Genomic DNA, 17109 nt, shown 5'->3' on the forward strand with positions numbered 1-17109 from the left:
CGAACTCTCATGATCCGACCCCACAACAGGGAAGTCCTATGTCGGCGGTACGCATCGGTCCTTACACATTGCACAACGGCTTGATTCTCGCCCCGATGGCGGGGGTCACAGACCAACCCTTTCGTCAGCTGTGCAAGCGACTGGGCGCAGGACTTGTAGTCTCGGAAATGGTCACCAGCGACATGAGCTTGTGGAACACCCGCAAATCGCGGATGCGCATGATCCACGAAGGTGATCCCGAGCCCCGCTCGGTACAGATCGCCGGTGGTGATGCACAGATGCTGGCGGATGCGGCCCGGGCCAACGTTGAACTGGGCGCACAGATTATTGATATCAACATGGGCTGTCCGGCGAAAAAGGTCTGCAACAAGGCCGCCGGGTCCGCGCTGTTGAAGGATGAAGCACTGGTGACCGAGATCCTGCAGGCCGTAGTGGCTGCAGTTGATGTGCCGGTGACCCTGAAGATCCGCACCGGCTGGGACCGGGACAACAAGAACGGCCTGACCGTGGCGAAGATCGCCGAGCAGGCAGGCATTACGGCGCTGGCAGTCCATGGCCGCACCCGTGCCGATCTGTACACCGGCGAAGCCGAGTACGACACCATTGCCGCGATCAAGCAGGCCGTGTCGATTCCGGTCTTTGCCAATGGCGATATCGATTCGCCAGAGAAGGCCCGGTACGTGCTCGATGCGACCGGTGCCGATGGCCTGCTGGTAGGCCGGGCCGCCCAGGGGCGGCCATGGATTTTTCGTGAGATCGATCATTTTCTGCGTACCGGCGAGAAACTCCCGGCACTGGAACTGATCGAGGTGGAACGCATTCTGCTAGAGCATCTGGCTGCGCTGCACGTCTTCTATGGAGACGTCATGGGCGTACGCATTGCTCGAAAGCATGTGGGCTGGTATCTCGCAACCTTGCCGGGCGCCAGGGAGTTTCGCGCCCACTTCAATCGTTTGGAAGATACGGAAGCACAATGCGCCAACGTTCAGGGCTTCTTCGCCGAACGTTACAAGAGCCTGACAGGGGACGGAGAAGGGGTGGCCGCATGACGATGATGACCGAGACTTTAGTGAGTGGAACAACACCCGTGAGCGACAACGTGAATTTGAAACAGCACCTCAATACGCCGAGCGAAGAAGGTCAGACCCTTCGCGGGAGTGTCGAGAAGGCGCTGCACAATTATTTCGCCCACCTTGAGGGCGCTGCCGTCACGGATGTGTACAACCTGGTGCTCTCCGAAGTCGAGGCGCCCCTGCTCGAGTGCGTGATGAACTACGTCAAGGGCAACCAGACCAAGGCCAGCGAGCTGCTCGGACTGAACCGAGGCACGCTGCGCAAGAAACTCAAGCAGTACGATTTGCTGTAAGCATTCAATCAAACCAGAAAGGCGCCCGCGTAAAAACGGTCGCCTTTTTTGCTGACTCCTTTGCTTTTGATGGAAATTGAAATGACCGACCAGACTACCCGCCTGCCGATCCGCCGCGCCTTGATCAGCGTATCCGACAAGACCGGGATCCTCGAATTCGCCAAAGAGCTTGAAGCCCTGGGCGTCGAGATCCTCTCCACCGGCGGAACGTTCAAGCTGCTGCGCGACAACGGTGTTGCCGCAGTGGAAGTCGCGGATTACACCGGTTTCGCAGAAATGATGGACGGCCGGGTAAAAACCCTGCACCCGAAAATCCACGGCGGGATCCTCGGTCGTCGCGGTATCGACGACGCCATCATGAACGAGCACGGCATCAAACCGATCGACCTGGTAGCGGTCAACCTGTACCCGTTCGAAGCCACCATCAACAAGCCAGGCTGCGACCTGCCGACCGCGATCGAGAACATCGATATCGGCGGCCCGACCATGGTCCGTTCGGCTGCAAAAAACCACAAAGACGTGGCCATCGTGGTGAATGCTAGCGACTACGCCAGCGTCCTCGAAAGCCTCAAGGCTGGCGGCCTGACCTACGCTCAGCGTTTCGACCTGATGCTCAAGGCCTTCGAACACACTGCCGCCTATGACGGCATGATCGCCAACTACATGGGCACCGTGAACCAGGCGGCTGACACCCTCGCTACCTCCGGTCGCAGCGAGTTCCCGCGCACTTTCAACAGCCAGTTCGTCAAGGCTCAGGAAATGCGCTACGGCGAGAACCCGCACCAGAGCGCGGCGTTCTACGTTGAAACCAAACCTGCCGAAGTCGGTATCGCCACGGCGACCCAACTGCAAGGCAAAGAGCTGTCGTACAACAACGTGGCCGACACCGACGCCGCGCTGGAATGCGTGAAGAGCTTCGTCAAACCGGCTTGCGTGATCGTCAAGCACGCCAACCCGTGCGGCGTGGCCGTCAGCCCGGACGCCGAAGGCGGCATCCGCCAGGCTTACGAGCTGGCCTACGCCACCGACACCGAGTCGGCGTTCGGCGGCATCATCGCCTTCAACCGCGAACTGGATGCTGAAACCGCCAAGGCCATCGTCGAGCGTCAGTTCGTCGAAGTGATCATCGCCCCGTCCGTCAGCGAAGAAGCTCGCGCCATCGTGGCCGCCAAAGCCAACGTGCGCCTGCTGGCCTGCGGCGAGTGGTCGGCTGATCGCGCCGCTGCCTGGGACTACAAACGCGTCAACGGTGGCCTGCTGGTACAGAGCCGCGACATCGGCATGATCGGTGCCGACGACCTGAAAGTCGTGACCAAACGCGCTCCGACCGAACAGGAAATCCACGACCTGATCTTCGCCTGGAAAGTCGCCAAGTACGTTAAGTCCAACGCCATCGTCTACGCCAAGAACCGTCAGACCATCGGTGTCGGCGCTGGCCAGATGAGCCGCGTGAACTCCGCGCGTATTGCTGCGATCAAGGCTGAACACGCTGGTCTGCAGGTGCAAGGTGCGGTCATGGCATCGGATGCATTCTTCCCGTTCCGTGACGGCATCGACAACGCGGCCAAGGTCGGTATCACTGCGGTGATCCAGCCTGGCGGCTCGATGCGCGATAACGAAGTGATTGCAGCAGCCGACGAGGCTGGCATCGCCATGGTCTTTACTGGCATGCGTCACTTCCGTCACTGATTTGTTTGCTTGATCGTACCCACGCTCTGCGTGGGCACGCAGCCCGGGACGCTCCGCGTCCCTCGGACGCGGAGCGTCCGCAGAGGCATTCCCACGCAGAGCGTGGGAACGATCGCCCTCCACAGAATTAGCGTCATCCGAGGTTTTTGAAATGAATGTTTTGATCATTGGCAGCGGTGGCCGTGAACACGCCCTGGCCTGGAAAGTGGCTCAGGATCCGCGCGTGCAGAAGGTTTTCGTGGCGCCCGGCAACGCCGGCACCGCCATTGAAGCCAAGTGCGAGAACGTCGCTATCGACGTGCTGGCACTCGAACAGCTTGCTGACTTCGCCGAGAAAAACGTTTCCCTGACCATCGTTGGCCCGGAAGTACCGCTGGTCGCGGGCGTCGTCGATCTGTTCCGCTCCCGTGGCCTGGATTGCTTCGGTCCAACCGCTGGCGCTGCTCAGCTGGAAGGTTCGAAAGCCTTCACCAAGGATTTCCTGGCGCGCCACAAGATCCCGACCGCCGACTACCAGAACTTCACCGAGATCGAGCCTGCCCTGGCTTATCTGCGTGAAAAAGGCGCACCGATCGTGATCAAGGCCGATGGCCTGGCCGCCGGTAAAGGCGTGATCGTTGCCATGACGTTGACCGAAGCAGAAGACGCCGTACGCGACATGCTGGCGGGTAACGCCTTCGGCGACGCAGGCTCGCGCGTGGTAATCGAGGAGTTCCTGGACGGCGAAGAAGCCAGCTTCATCGTCATGGTCGACGGCAAGAATGTGCTGCCGATGGCCACCAGCCAGGACCACAAACGCGTCGGTGACGGCGACACCGGTCCGAACACTGGCGGCATGGGTGCTTACTCTCCGGCACCGGTGGTGACCAGCGAAGTGCACAAGCGCGTCATGGACCTGGTGATCTGGCCGACCGTGCGCGGCATGGCCGAGGAAGGCAACGTTTACACGGGTTTCCTGTACGCCGGTCTGATGATCGACAAGGCTGGTAACCCAAAAGTCATCGAATTCAACTGCCGTTTCGGCGACCCTGAGACCCAACCGGTGATGCTGCGTTTGCAGTCGAGCCTGGTGTTGCTGGTCGAAGCGGCGCTGGCGCAAGCCCTGGACAAGGTCGAAGCACAGTGGGATCCGCGTCCGAGCGTCGGCGTTGTGCTGGCGGCTGGCGGCTATCCTGGTGACTACGCTAAAGGCGTTGCCATCAACGGCCTCGATGCAGCTGCAGCACAGGAAGGCAAAGTCTTCCACGCCGGTACTGCACTCAAGGACGGTCAAGTGGTGACGGCCGGTGGTCGGGTGCTCTGCGCCACGGCAATGGGTGCCAGCGTCGATGCCGCTCAGCAGCAGGCTTACAAGCTGGCGGCCAAAATTGACTGGGAAGGCTGCTTCTATCGCAAGGACATTGGCTACCGTGCCATTGCCCGCGAGCGTGGCGAAAATCAGGAATAAGAGCGCCTTTCGGCCAGGCAAGGGCTTCGGGCCCTTGCCTGACTATTCCGGCGCCGCGCATAGTTATATTCTGGCATCAACCTACGAAGGGATTTCGCCGTGCGCTGGCTCAGGATTGCCATAGGTTTCACCGTCACTCTGCTGACCTTGCTCTGCATGCTCCCGGCCCAGGCCGCGCAAGGCAGTGGCTGGGCGGTATTGCTCGACGAACAGGGCGACTTGCAGCTCAGCGACATCCGTTCCGCTCGCTACACCAATCAATTCAGCCCCATTGAACTCGACCGCCTCACCGCCGCCGAGCCCGATGGCGCGTTATGGCTGCGCTTCAGACTCGCCCCCGGCAAGCATGAACAGTTGCTGCGGGTGTTCGCGCCCGACCTGTCGCACCTCAATCTGTATGTGCTGGACGGCGACACGCTGATCGAGCAACTGAACACCGGTACCGGCCAGCCCCAGGCTGAACGGCCACTGCCCAGCAGCGACTTCATGTTGCCACTGCCGCAAAACGAAAAACCTCTCGATGTTTACCTGCGACTGGTCTCCGACCATCAGTTGAGGCCTTACATCACCCTGCAGTCAGCGGTCATGACCGCGGCCAATCAGAATCAGACGCTGATCTACGGACTGTTGTTCGGTTGCCTCGGGATGTTGATCCTGTACAGCCTCGTCCGCTACGCATATACCCGCTCACGCAGCAGTTTCTGGCTGGCCGGATGTGAAGCATTGTTGATGCTCAGCCTGTTGCTGTTGCTGAATCTGGCAGGGCCCTGGCTGCCGAACTGGCACGCGGTGCAGACACCCGGCGCCTACTTCGCCTTGCTGCTGACGGCGCCGTGCGGCCTGATGTTCGCCTATCGCTTCTTCGCCCCACTCGGCCCGCACCCACTGAACAAGCTGCTGCTGGGGGACATGCTGTTCATCGTGGTTTGCAGCTTGCTGCTGTTATTCGTCAACACGCTGCCGCTGAACATCATGACCTATGCCCTGGTCGCGCTGGCAGGCCTGAGCATGTTGTTCGTCAGCGCCTATCACTGGCAAAAAGGTTATCGCCCGGCGCGCCTGTTCGTCGCAGCGATGGTGGTGTTCAACATTGGCACTCTGATCATGTTGCCGGCACTGCTGGGATTGACCCTGGTCGCACCGCAAGGCTTGATCATGACGCTGCTGGGGTTAATCTGCATCAGCGGCGTGTTGATGAGCATTGCCTTGAGCGAACGTCAGCGCAGCATCACCGAAGACCGTTTCAGCGTCAGCCGCGACCTGGCCGCCAGCAATGCAGAGATCAACGCCAAAGCCGAATTCCTGGCAAAAATCAGCCACGAAATCCGCACCCCGATGAATGGCGTGCTGGGCATGACCGAGCTGCTGCTGGGCACGCCGCTCTCGGTCAAGCAGCGCGACTATGTACAGACCATCCACAGTGCCGGCAACGAACTGCTGACACTGATCAACGAGATTCTCGACATCTCCAAGCTCGAATCCGGGCAGATCGAACTGGACGATGTGCAGTTCGACCTCAACGCACTGATCGAAGACTGCCTGAGCATCTTCCGCGCCAAGGCCGAACAGCAGAACGTCGAGCTGATCAGCTTTATCCAGCCGCAAGTGCCGCGCGTCATCAGCGGTGACCCGACTCGCCTGCGCCAGACCCTGCTGAGCCTGCTGGAAAACGCCTTGAAGAAAACCGACGAAGGCGAAATCCTGATCGTCGTCGCGCTCGATGAGCGCAGTGTCAAACCGCGCTTGCGCATTGCCGTGCAGGACAGCGGTGAGCCGATGGACGTCGAAGAGCGCGACGCATTGATGCACGCCGAACTGCACAGCAAGCACTTCCTCTCGGCCACTCGTTTGGGAGGCAACTTGGGGCTGGTGATCGCTCGTCAGCTGATTCGCTTGATGCAAGGGGAGTTCGGGATCAAGAGCGGCACCAGCCAGGGTAGCACCTTGTGGCTGACCCTGCCGCTGGACCCTGACCGCCTCGAACACCCGACGTCTGACCTTGATGGCCCCTTGCAGGGTGCACGGGTATTGGTGGTGGACGATAACGACACGTGTCGCAAAGTGCTGGTGCAACAGTGCACCGCCTGGGGCCTGAATGTCAGTGCCGTAGCGTCCGGCAAGGAAGCGCTGGCGCTGCTGCGGACCAAGGCTCACTTACGCGATTACTTCGACGTGGTCCTGCTGGACCAGAACATGCCCGGCATGACCGGCATGCAACTGGCGGCCAAGATCAAGGAAGACCCGAGCCTGAACCACGACATCCTGCTGATCATGCTCACCGGCATCAGCAATGCGCCCAGCAAGATCATCGCGCGCAACTCCGGGATCAAACGCATCCTCGCCAAACCGGTGGCCGGCTATACCCTCAAGACGACGTTGGCCGACGAGCTGAACCAGCGAAACAAGGGCCTCTCCATCTCGCAGCACCTGCCCACCGGCCCGACCTTACCGGTGAAGGTGCCAAGCGATTTCCGCATCCTGGTGGCCGAAGACAACAGCATTTCGACCAAGGTGATTCGCGGCATGCTAGGCAAGCTCAACCTGCAACCGGATACCGCCAGCAATGGCGAAGAAGCCTTGCAGGCGATGAAAGCCCAGCGTTATGACCTGGTCCTGATGGACTGCGAAATGCCGATCCTCGACGGCTTCTCCGCAACTCAGCAATTGCGTGCCTGGGAAGTCGGTAATCAGCGGACTCGCACGCCGGTGGTGGCGTTGACTGCGCACATCCTCGCCGAACACAAAGAGCGCGCGCGTCAGGCCGGCATGGACGGGCACATGGCCAAACCGGTCGAGCTGTCGCAGTTACGTGATTTGATCGAGCATTGGGTGGCTCAGCGTGATCAGCAAAATCGGACCGCCTCGACCTTCTGAGCAGCCCAGTATTGCGATTCGATCAGATGCCCGAAGAGCCGTCGCTCAGGCTCAACATCGCAACATGTGCGTCAAGCTTTTCCCTGACCTTCAAGGCGATAGAATTACGCGCACGACCGTAGAGGGTTTCGGACAGATAGACCCGGGCGTAACGCATGCTGACTGCGCCTTGCACATCTTCGGCCTGATACAGCTGCGCCAAAGGATTGGGGCTTATCTCCAGATGGGTTTTGAACTCCAGGTACACACTTGTGAACGAGGTCGGAGTTCGCGCCAGAATCACAAGCAAACGCACAACCTTGGGCGGCACAGGTATTTCAGTCGACTCATCCAAAGACGTTTTTTGCACGTGACTGCGCAGCAAATTCATTGCAGGTTCAGAGCCCGACACACTCGCCACCCGTGCCAATGTTGCGGCAGTAGCTAGCCCTTCGTCTGGAGCACCTTTGGACATCGCAGCGGCAACCCATTCGATCGCAGACTCGACGCTGTTCTCGGTGATGAGCCTTTCCTCTCGTGCCTTTGTTTGCCGCAGCCAGAAGTCATCTAAAACTTCCACATAGGCGTTGTACCAATCAGCCTTTGGATCTTTTTCAGCCTTTTTATTGGCAACCAATTGCGCCAGAAGCACCGAATTGACCAAATCATCATGAGCTGCCTGCCCATCAGATTCAGGAACAATCACGATAGCCCCACCCACGACCGACACTGAATAATCGCAACTCATATCAGTTCCTCGCTCATAAAGAAGGGCAGCCGATACTCGACTGCCCTTCCAGATCAATTAGATGTCATAGTCAGCAATTTTGCCGGAATGAGCGATAAGTTTGTTTTCAATAATCTCACGAGTGCCTTTGGCGACCGTATTATTTTTTTCAAATACTGTCTCGCCGCGATACAGTTTCACACTACGAGTATCCACATCCACAAACAGCACTTGGGTCGAAGTGTTCCTGCGTAAAAACCGCACTGCACCGAGGGCCAAAGTGGCTACGCCATTATGTTCAGTGCACGCACCGGCCGCTATTCCGCCTACACCATGCGCCAACAGATTTCTCTCATAAACTGTCAGTGCCGTATCGCGTTTTTGCAGGGCTGCAATCGCTTCCCCCGCCACTTTCAGCATCAATGCAGTAGCCGGACCAGGCAGCGCAAGGCCTGCGACCACCGAGCCAAGAATCTCCAACACCAGTTTGTCCATGCGAACACTGGTTCCGCTGATGTGCAAGTCGTTGTAGTACTTGCTGACAGGCGTCCAGCCCGCCTTGGTCATGACTTCCCGAAACTTCTCATACCACTCTTTACCTTGGTATTCCTGTGGAAATGCTTTGTTCGCTACAAGGCTCGCATAGAGAAAAGCATTCTGCGCATCCGACCGGTTCTCACCACTGAGGCCACTGCTGAAAGACAACACACCTTCGCCCACAATAGAGGCTTTCGAAGGTTCTTCAACCTTATCACCCGCCGTCAACAGACTACGAGGGCGAATAGTCATCGCATCATCCAGCTCATATCCCTGCAGACTTTTAACGCAGGCGGCAATATATTCTTCACTAATTACTTGGCTATTCACACTAAATTCCTTATTTATATTCAAGCAAGCTCTTCATGAACTTGCCAGAGAACAATAACCAAACAAGCGAATACTAACAAACCAAAATATGTAACTTCATGTCCCGTCATACCATAACAACCAATATCACTTACTTAGTTAATAACACACCAACAAAGACAACTAACAAATCAGGTTTTTGAAACCCGATACCCACACGCAATTGATCGACTGATAGACTTCGCCTCACCCCTCTCTTGATGCGAGCCGAAACCATGCTCCACGTGTTGTTCAGCGTTTACCTGAAGATGCTGGTGCTCTACAGCCCGTTCTTCGTGTTGTCCTGCTTCATCAGCCTGACCCGCGGTTATTCGCGCAAGGAACAACGTCGCCTGGCCTGGAAAGTGGCGACTGCCACCCTGGTCTCCAGCGTCTTGCTGTACCTGTTCGGGAGGGTGATTTTCAGTGTCTTTGGCATCACTGTGGACGCCTTCCGCATCGGCGCCGGCAGTGTGTTGTTCATCTCGGCGCTGGGCATGGCCCAAGGCAAGTCTGCGGTGCAGACCGACAACGTGCAGCAGGACGTGACCATCGTCCCGCTGACCATTCCCCTGACGGTCGGCCCCGGCACCATCGGCGCCTTGCTGGTGATGGGCGTGAGTCAGCCTCATTGGGACGACAAACTCACGGCCATTCTCAGTATTGCCCTGGCCAGTTTTACGGTCGGCGTAGTGCTTTATCTGTCCAACCGCATCGAGCGCATTCTCGGTGACCAGGGCTTGCAGATCGTCAGCCGGTTGATGGGGTTGTTCGTCTGCGCATTGGCGGCGCAGATCATCTTTACCGGGGTGAAGGGCTACCTGGTTCCTTGACGCCCACCTTCGTCATTAGCGACGCAAGCTGAAAAAAGCCGACAGCCACTCACACATCGAACAGGTTCAATGTGTCAGTGGCTGTCAGAACTCAACCTTCTATTTTTTCAACTATTGCGGTGGGCAAAATGTCTTTGAGCAACACACTGCTCGTGCTGCCTTTCCTGGCAACCAGGGCACTCACCAGTGTTGACACCGCTAAAGAATGATAGCCGCTCATCGTCAGAAATACGTTCCGTTGCAAAACGACATCGGTCGAGAATACGTCGCGAAAGATCAAACTGTGTCCGCTGTCCGCATCCACAATCACCAAGTGTTCATCGACCCGGCTCGCCCACAACTGATCCGCAACCACGATATCCCAGATCAGTTTTCCCGGAACCGAAGGCGGGTGATCGAGTGCATAGCGGCAATCGACAATGACCGATTCAAGTTTCAACCATGCGGCTCTGGTAAGCCGACAGGTCGTTGAACCTTGACCCAGTTTGAGCACCAGGATGCTGACATCATCGGCAATCAACGGGAGCAGGTCCGTACGCGTTTTCGACCCCTCGACCACCAGTACTTCGGCGTTTCGCTGGACATAGTCGAGCGGCCCGACCCTGTTGTTTTGCGGATAGGTGTGCAAAAAACCATCCCCGCGGTCATGCAGCATCATATTGGTTTGATGCTGGGTGCCGACGAGCGTGAATTGCGCAGCAACAGCGGTCTTCGGAATGCGGATCAACCGTCCGGTCCGGACCACGTACCATTGTTGGTAGTCAGGGTCTTTGACGGACAGAAAATCGGCGCATCGATGTTCGTTCACCAGCGCCGCCAGGCCCTCACTCAATTCACCTTCCAGTGCAGCGACCCAATGGCTGTCAACGCCCGTAATCCGTACCGGTTCGTTGTACTGTAAATCCACCTCCACACCTTCAAGCGTCGTTGCCCTCAGGCCAGAGCCTTCCACTGTTACGTCGCTAAAGGTCCAGTTCGCCCATTCCTGCGTCGGGGCTGGCAATGCCTCAGCCAGTAACAGTCTCGTTCCCTGAGCAAATGCCGTGCTCAAGCGGTCTGGATCGATAAAACCCAGACGGACAATCTTGCCGGTTGAAAGATCAAACAGCCAGGTGGCCTGATTGTCTGGAGTAAGACTCAGCAACCGTACTTCTTTGCCGTGCCCCATTTCAGCGAGCAGCAGCCGACCATCCAGGTACCAGGCGCACAAACCGGCCTTGAAACCGGTCAAACCCAGGATGGCAAAACTCGGCACCGGGTATTGCAACGCAACCGTTTCCAGCGCCGACCACCATTGGGTTTTTCCCTTGAACCAGTCCTTGGTCAGCCCGCCGAGTCTCAGATTCCCGTCCGGCATAATGTTAAAGAACAGACCAGAGTCGGTCAGGGCGAGATAGCCCCGCTCAACGGCGACAACATTTTTCAGCCCAGGGGGGGAGATGTTGCTGGACGCCCATTGTGCGCGACCCTCCACCATCGACCTTTGCTGACACATGAGGCGTTGGTGAAGTTTGTCGTAGGTAACGAACACGTCGCCCTCGACACCGGCGGGAGCAATGAGCACAAGATCATTCAAGTCCTTGATCGAGTCTGCCCATCCCCGCGCATGGTGACGCCTGACAGGTGCACGAATAATCAACCCATCACTGCTGCGCACCCAGACCAGATCCCGCAACTCGGCATCGATCTGCCAACAAATCGAAACCAGTGCACCGGGACGCCAGTTCACTGTATTGGCGGACACTTTCTGCAAGTGATAGTAGCCCAGTACCTGCGTCCAATCCGTCAGCGTGCCAGCCTCCAAAACAGCCTGCAGTGCAGGATCCTGACCGCGGGTGATCGAGCTGAGCAGCACGGCCCGGTCATGGATCACATAGGTCAGTTCATCGCGCTGGCCGTCCTTTCCAGGGAGCTGCTGCACGATCTGAATGCCGCCATTGGTCACAGCCTCGAAGCGGACAATCGCCATGCCATCTCTAATAAGCAAACGATAGCGCTGAACCAGCGTGCCGGTGATCGCATCGACCTGCCAGATATTGAAATCATCGGGGTGATAGAAGTAAGCCGAACCCTCCACCACCGCGCCCAATCTCACCTCATCCGACATCAGGACATGCGAGTCGCGGATGTACAGAAAACGATCCAGCGCCGAGTCGTAATACGCGGTTACTGTCCTGGGTTCGTCCGGTTTTTCGAACGGCACCACGAAGTTGCGAACAGGGGTGTAAGACGCAGCGAGGCGATGTTCATGGGTCAGTGTCTTGAAGTGATCCAGCAACGCTTGTTCCCCGAGGGCCGGACTGGCCTCTTCTTCGACCACTTCAAGCTTGCAGGCAACAAGATCAACGAGCACGATTTTGTTTTTCGACAGTTTGAGCAACACATGGTGAACGCCACTGCCACTGAACGTCACATCCAATGTCCCCGAGACAAGGCGCCCCCCGGCTTCTATCCGGATGTCTGCCTCCACCAGCCATGGAGCCAGCAGCATCCATTGCATGGCAATGTGACCGGGTGCGGCGAGTTCAAGGCTCACCCCGGGATTGAGCAGCATGGAACATTGAGCACCTGCGCCTTCTACCCGGTAGGACACCAGCCCGTGCCACATCTTCGGCAGCGCAGGTACCGCCAGTGAACGCTCGACGTTATCGAGACGAACGTTGAATACCGTTGGTTGGTAGGCCGGGATCAGCCGGTTGACCACGTACTCACCGGGAAACGAGTAGAACGAAAACAGAAACTGCCATTGCCCCTCTTCGTTCTTTTTCTCCAGTCGACGTGCCGTGTCGTAACCGCCGGCATGACGAAACGTGACAAACGGCAGCAACTTGTATCTGTAGCCGTACAAGGTCTTGGGTCTGCAGGGCAGAACGATGGTTTGTCCTGCCTGTGGTGAGAAATGCGCCGAGCCCGGCAACCCAAGGCCCTGGCGAATATCGATGGCGCGGGTGTAATCCACATCGTAATCCGGGACCCCGAAATGGTCCCGGAGCGGGAACAGTTTCGGGCTGTCGAAATGGACGGTGGATGCGCGCAAATCCAAATCGGCAAACACCAGCAAGGGCTGCGCAATCCAGGCATTCAACGCCTTGTCCAGGTAATAGCCGCCTTGTATATACGCCTTTTCAAGCCCATCAAAAAACAGCGCGACCTCCTTGGCTTCCTCCGCAATGGTCGCAAAGCCTTCGGCCAGCGCCGTAACGCCCACCGCCACGCCGCCAAGAATCACCCCGACACCCCCAAACACCCCGGCCACCGTACCCGCGCCAGCCAGTGCCGCACCCAGACCGGCTGCGCCTACCATCGCACTCGCGGAGTCAAAGGCCAACTGCGTCCCGAACTGCGCCCTTTCAACGTCATTGGTGGCGTGGCTTAGCTGATAAATATCAAACCCGACATTCACCATCCCCAATACCGTACCGACCCCTTCATTGGCGATATGCCCCAACGCCCTGCGCACTAACGGCGCGCTGGTCCTGGCGATCAGCTTTTCATCGTCCAGTGCCTGGCGGACCAGTTTGATCACACCAATAACGTCCACTGCGTTGCCATGGGCCAACTGGGCATAGTTCACGTAGGCATGCAGGCGAATGGCGGTGGTCAGGGCCTTGTCACCACCGCTGGCCGCGCCCTCGTGATGTCGCAGCGCATTCATCAGGGCCTGTATGGTGAAACCGGCATTGAGCGTATGAACGCTGCCGGCGTCCGTCGGATCAATCGGATTGATCGGCACACGCGGTCGAGCGGCCAATGAATGGAAGGTTTCGGAGAGGAAGTTTTTAATTCTCAGGAACCGGTGATCGCTGGTGGTGACACGCTTAATGGTCTGCCCGGCATCGCTGTTGACCAGACTGATTGTGTATTCCCCTGTTGGGGTTATCTCCAGTGTCTCGAACAACACAACAGAATCCGACGCCAGCCCGTGTTGCGCCTGCAACTGCCGTGTCGCCTGCGCGATCTGCCCACCCCACCAGTGCGCGTCCAGTTCCAGCAATGAACTGCCCAGCGCCGCATTGTTGACCAACGACTGCCCCCGGGCACTGGCCAGCCGTTGTCTTACCCGCGGCGCCTGCTCAGGCAACGCTCCCGGCGCCAACAGACTTGAGACCTGAGCACCGGACGCAAGCACCATGGTGCTCAGCCCTGCGCCGTTGAGTTCGATCAGGTCAAAAGTCGGACGTGCCACATCCCCAAAGGCGGCGTAATGCCTGGCCATCTCCTTGCGGATGAAAAAGTGCGTCAGCGCCTCATTGAACGCCCCGGCAGTCGCAAACTCGAAGATCCCGAAATTCGGATCGTAGAGCAGGTAAGTGCCCTGCGGCCCCTCAAGCGTTTTCGCCACCAGCATCGAGTGGTTGTCCGAGTTGAGCATCAGGGTAGTCGTGGTCGTTTTTTCTTCCAGCATCGCTACGATCTGAGTCAGATCGGAGCGCATCAATGGCTTGCCTGGTTCATTGACCGGGACGTCACGCAGCTCCTCGATCATGTTCACAAACCCCCTTGAGTCGCCGGCTTCAGGCTCGGTAACCGCCAGGTAAAAGCGTTCCCGCAAGGTATTTGCCGCGTTGCTGCCTTTATGGAGCGCAGCAGCCATGGCCAGTGCCAGTGGGTAACAGCGTCCGGCAACCCGATCGCCCGATCCTTCGAGCAACAAGTCCTGAGGCACCAATTTGAAACTGCCGTGATCGAAGCTCTCCAGCACTTCACCGATTCGCTCGCCAATACGGTCGCGGTATTCGAGCTTCGCCACGTGCTGAATCCTGGCGACCAAATGCCCCCATTCCGCCAGGGTCAGCGGACGTTCGAGTGCCTGCTTCTTGAGCTCGACGCTGGTTTCGGACAAGGCCACGGGCGGGTTGGAAGCACGCGTCAACCCGGCAAGGAAAGCCGGACGACTGTGCTTGAACAACTCCCGCTCAATGGCCCCGTAACGGTGGATGACTCCCAACTCCGACATCGTATTGGCAAGGTTTTCAAGCTTTGCACTGGCGGCATCAAAATGCTGGTTATCCAGGGCATTGACCCCCAACAGGCCACCCAGCAACAGACGTTGCAGCGGGTTTAGATTCAGGGTGAGCAGTGGGTCTTTGGCGAGCTGGCTCAGCAGTTCATCCATCGGCAGATTTTGTGTCGCTGCGTCCAGGAGGGATGCCGGGGCGCGGATCTTGGCGTCCTGAGCAATGATCGCTTGCCGCTCATCGAAGCTCAGGGACAACGGCTTTTCAAACGTCACAGTGCCGTTGTGCCGCTGACTCATTGCCTGGCGAAATGGCTTACCGAGATCATCGGCCAGTTGCTGCAACAGATCGGTGATCAACACATGACGACCTTCGATGACCGGCCAGCCTTCTTCGAAATCAATACGCTGGTACTTGAGCAGTTGTGTGACATCGCCGGCATAGCGGGCTTTGAACTTCTTGGCCGCCCAAAGCTGCTTTTCTATATTCAGCCATTGAACCGTGTCGCTCTCGTTCTCCTTCCAGGAGTGATCCAGCTCCTCCTCGGTCGCCCGGTTGACGGTTGCGAAGGCGGGTATGGCGACTTCAGTTCTCGAAGTTTCAGCGCCCCGTGGGGTGAAATGCATCTTCTCGTAATCCGCCAGCCCATCGCGCATCGCAGCAGGCCCGGTCAGATAAATGGTCACTTCACTCTGTGGACGGATTCCATCGCTGTGGTAAGTAGCGGCAGCTTCAACCAAAAACCTGAGCGCTATTTCTTCCTCCATCGACAGTTCATGCAAGGGCCCGAACCGTTTCTCGACCACCTCCTTGGCAACGTCAATGACTGCATGGGCATCGATAAGCGCGATCTTTCTTTCAACGGCTAACCGGGCGGTGGCATCAACCACCTCATAGTTAAGCCTGAAACGGTCAAGAACAGCCTTGAGCATCGCTGACCCGGGATGAGCCATCATGAACGCGTTACTCAACGTGCTTTGTTCGGCGACGGCACGCAGTCCATCCGGTCGCACCTGGCGCTCTTCCGGGCGCCGGAAAACACTGCTGATATCAGGGCTGCTCTTGGAAAAATTCTCCAGCGCCTCACGGTGCTCCAGGGGAATTTCCTCGAAGTAGTTTGTGTACTCGCTGCGTATAACCTGTCGCCCCGGCATCCACTCAGGACGGTGGTCAAGTATCAACTGCAAAACACCCAGGCGTGCATCCGAGCCAAACCGGCTGATATCCACCCCCCCCAGCTTTTCTAACAGCGGCGGCAGGTTATCCACGTCTGCATAACTGCCACCGTCGGCGAACAGTGCCTCGGCGCGGACAATATCGGAGGCGGCAGCAAAGTTGCCACGCAAGCTGATTTCTCGCTCGTAGATGTCCTGCAAGTACAACGGTGTCGCCTCGGTGGCGAGATCGCGAAGAACAATAGCGCGCTCTTTCAATGACAACAGACTCTGGCGGTTTTCTTCCCTGAGTACTTTCAACCGTGCTTCATCTTGGCTATAGGCTCGAACCAACAGATCGATCCTGGCGTTGTCGGCGCTCTTTCCTCGCTCTACCGCTTTATTAATGTGTGCAAACATCTGCTGCTTGAGAGCGATGACCCGCTGTTCATACTTGTCGCCTAGCTCAATAGCGGTACTACTGGCCTTCCCGCCATTAAGCATGGCGTCAGCCTTTGCCGCCTCGACAATAATCCGATTGGTTTCGTAGGCCAGCAATGCATCGCTGTCGTACCAGAGTTTGAGGGTGTAACCCTGCCCAGCCAGTGTCTGCTTCCAGATATTGATGTAGTCGCGCTGGATATCGCCCATACCACCGCCGAGCCAGACGAAGTGCAGATTGTCAGGAACGTTTGTTTTGGGAGTTTGCAACTGCTGCGTACCGTTCGACAAACGAGCCTCGAAACCTTCGAGCCGTTCGTAGATGTCTGTCACGTCGGGGGGCGCGCTCTTGGGAGGAAGCGACTCAGGCGTTCGTCGTGGTCGACCCTCAGGCCCGGCAAAAGATGCCAAAGCCTGTTTCAACAGGCCCAGCGGCTCCAGCATCCTGGGCGAATCGAGCAAGTCGATGCAGCCTGAGTAATACCTGAAGACGTCGTCATACTCATCGGTACCTTTGTGCGAAATTAACGCTTGCTCAAGATCTTTAAGATTAAAAAGTTTTGCGAACTTTACATATTCACCGATATACGCAACATCCAAATGACTATTAGACAAGACACTCTCCAGCTTCAATACATGCAATTAAGTTCTGTAAGCCAGCCACGCAAATACCGCTCGACGACAACGTCAACCCTTTCGTATTTTTGAGCGAGACCCAACCACTACGCAAAGTAACCACTTCACACGAGACAAAAC

9 protein-coding genes are annotated in these 17109 nt (G+C 57.5%); 6 read left to right on the forward strand and 3 right to left on the reverse strand.

Going from position 1 to position 17109, the window contains the following annotated elements; all coding sequences use genetic code 11:
• Nucleotides 1-38: 38 nt before the first annotated feature.
• From dusB to ASC74_RS29035, 5 genes are all read left to right on the forward strand, one after another.
• Nucleotides 39-1049, forward strand: coding sequence for a tRNA dihydrouridine synthase DusB (gene dusB / locus ASC74_RS29015; protein ID WP_056746229.1), 1011 nt, complete (start codon nucleotides 39-41; stop codon nucleotides 1047-1049).
• The gene (gene fis, locus ASC74_RS29020; RefSeq protein WP_007907419.1) at nucleotides 1046-1366 is read left to right on the forward strand and encodes a DNA-binding transcriptional regulator Fis; all 321 of its coding nucleotides are present in this window, start codon (nucleotides 1046-1048) and stop codon (nucleotides 1364-1366) included. The genes dusB and fis overlap by 4 nt, the downstream gene beginning before the upstream one ends.
• 81 nt (nucleotides 1367-1447) lie before the next feature.
• On the forward strand, nucleotides 1448-3055 hold the full coding sequence (gene purH / locus ASC74_RS29025; RefSeq protein WP_056746230.1) for a bifunctional phosphoribosylaminoimidazolecarboxamide formyltransferase/IMP cyclohydrolase: 1608 nt from the start codon (nucleotides 1448-1450) through the stop codon (nucleotides 3053-3055).
• 151 nt (nucleotides 3056-3206) lie between these two features.
• Nucleotides 3207-4502: a phosphoribosylamine--glycine ligase gene (gene purD / locus ASC74_RS29030; RefSeq protein WP_056746232.1), complete on the forward strand. Its 1296-nt coding sequence runs from the start codon at nucleotides 3207-3209 to the stop codon at nucleotides 4500-4502.
• 99 nt (nucleotides 4503-4601) lie between these two features.
• Complete coding sequence (locus tag ASC74_RS29035) at nucleotides 4602-7376, forward strand: hybrid sensor histidine kinase/response regulator (protein ID WP_056746234.1); 2775 nt, start codon at nucleotides 4602-4604, stop codon at nucleotides 7374-7376.
• 22 nt (nucleotides 7377-7398) lie between these two features.
• Here ASC74_RS29035 and ASC74_RS29040 read toward each other — a convergent pair whose 3' ends face one another.
• Entirely contained in the window at nucleotides 7399-8103 is a 705-nt protein-coding gene (locus ASC74_RS29040; protein ID WP_056746236.1) for a hypothetical protein, read from the reverse strand.
• 57 nt (nucleotides 8104-8160) lie between these two features.
• Nucleotides 8161-8949 (reverse strand): hypothetical protein, encoded by a 789-nt coding sequence (locus ASC74_RS29045; protein WP_056746238.1) that lies wholly within the window; start codon nucleotides 8947-8949, stop codon nucleotides 8161-8163.
• Nucleotides 8950-9203: 254 nt separating this feature from the next.
• On the opposite strand from ASC74_RS29045, the gene ASC74_RS29050 reads away from it, so the two are divergent.
• The gene (locus ASC74_RS29050) at nucleotides 9204-9800 is read left to right on the forward strand and encodes a MarC family protein (RefSeq protein ID WP_007937197.1); all 597 of its coding nucleotides are present in this window, start codon (nucleotides 9204-9206) and stop codon (nucleotides 9798-9800) included.
• 91 nt (nucleotides 9801-9891) lie between these two features.
• On the opposite strand, the gene ASC74_RS29055 is transcribed toward ASC74_RS29050, so the two are convergent.
• Complete coding sequence (locus tag ASC74_RS29055) at nucleotides 9892-16968, reverse strand: TcdA/TcdB pore-forming domain-containing protein (RefSeq protein WP_056746239.1); 7077 nt, start codon at nucleotides 16966-16968, stop codon at nucleotides 9892-9894.
• Between the last annotated feature and the right edge of the window lie 141 nt (nucleotides 16969-17109).

Origin of the sequence: Pseudomonas sp. Root329, assembly GCF_001424925.1 — a bacterium.
Taxonomy (GTDB): Bacteria; Pseudomonadota; Gammaproteobacteria; order Pseudomonadales; family Pseudomonadaceae; genus Aquipseudomonas; species Aquipseudomonas arabinosi.

Bases quoted from the DNA above. Each gene is read 5' to 3' on its own strand.
- dusB (WP_056746229.1), top strand. From the start codon at position 39: ATGTCGGCGGTACGCATCGGTCCTTACACATTGCACAACGGCTTGATT.
- fis (WP_007907419.1), top strand. From the start codon at position 1,046: ATGACGATGATGACCGAGACTTTAGTGAGTGGAACAACACCCGTGAGC.
- purH (WP_056746230.1), top strand. From the start codon at position 1,448: ATGACCGACCAGACTACCCGCCTGCCGATCCGCCGCGCCTTGATCAGC.
- purD (WP_056746232.1), top strand. From the start codon at position 3,207: ATGAATGTTTTGATCATTGGCAGCGGTGGCCGTGAACACGCCCTGGCC.
- ASC74_RS29040 (WP_056746236.1), bottom strand. From the start codon at position 8,103: ATGAGTTGCGATTATTCAGTGTCGGTCGTGGGTGGGGCTATCGTGATT.
- ASC74_RS29050 (WP_007937197.1), top strand. From the start codon at position 9,204: ATGCTCCACGTGTTGTTCAGCGTTTACCTGAAGATGCTGGTGCTCTAC.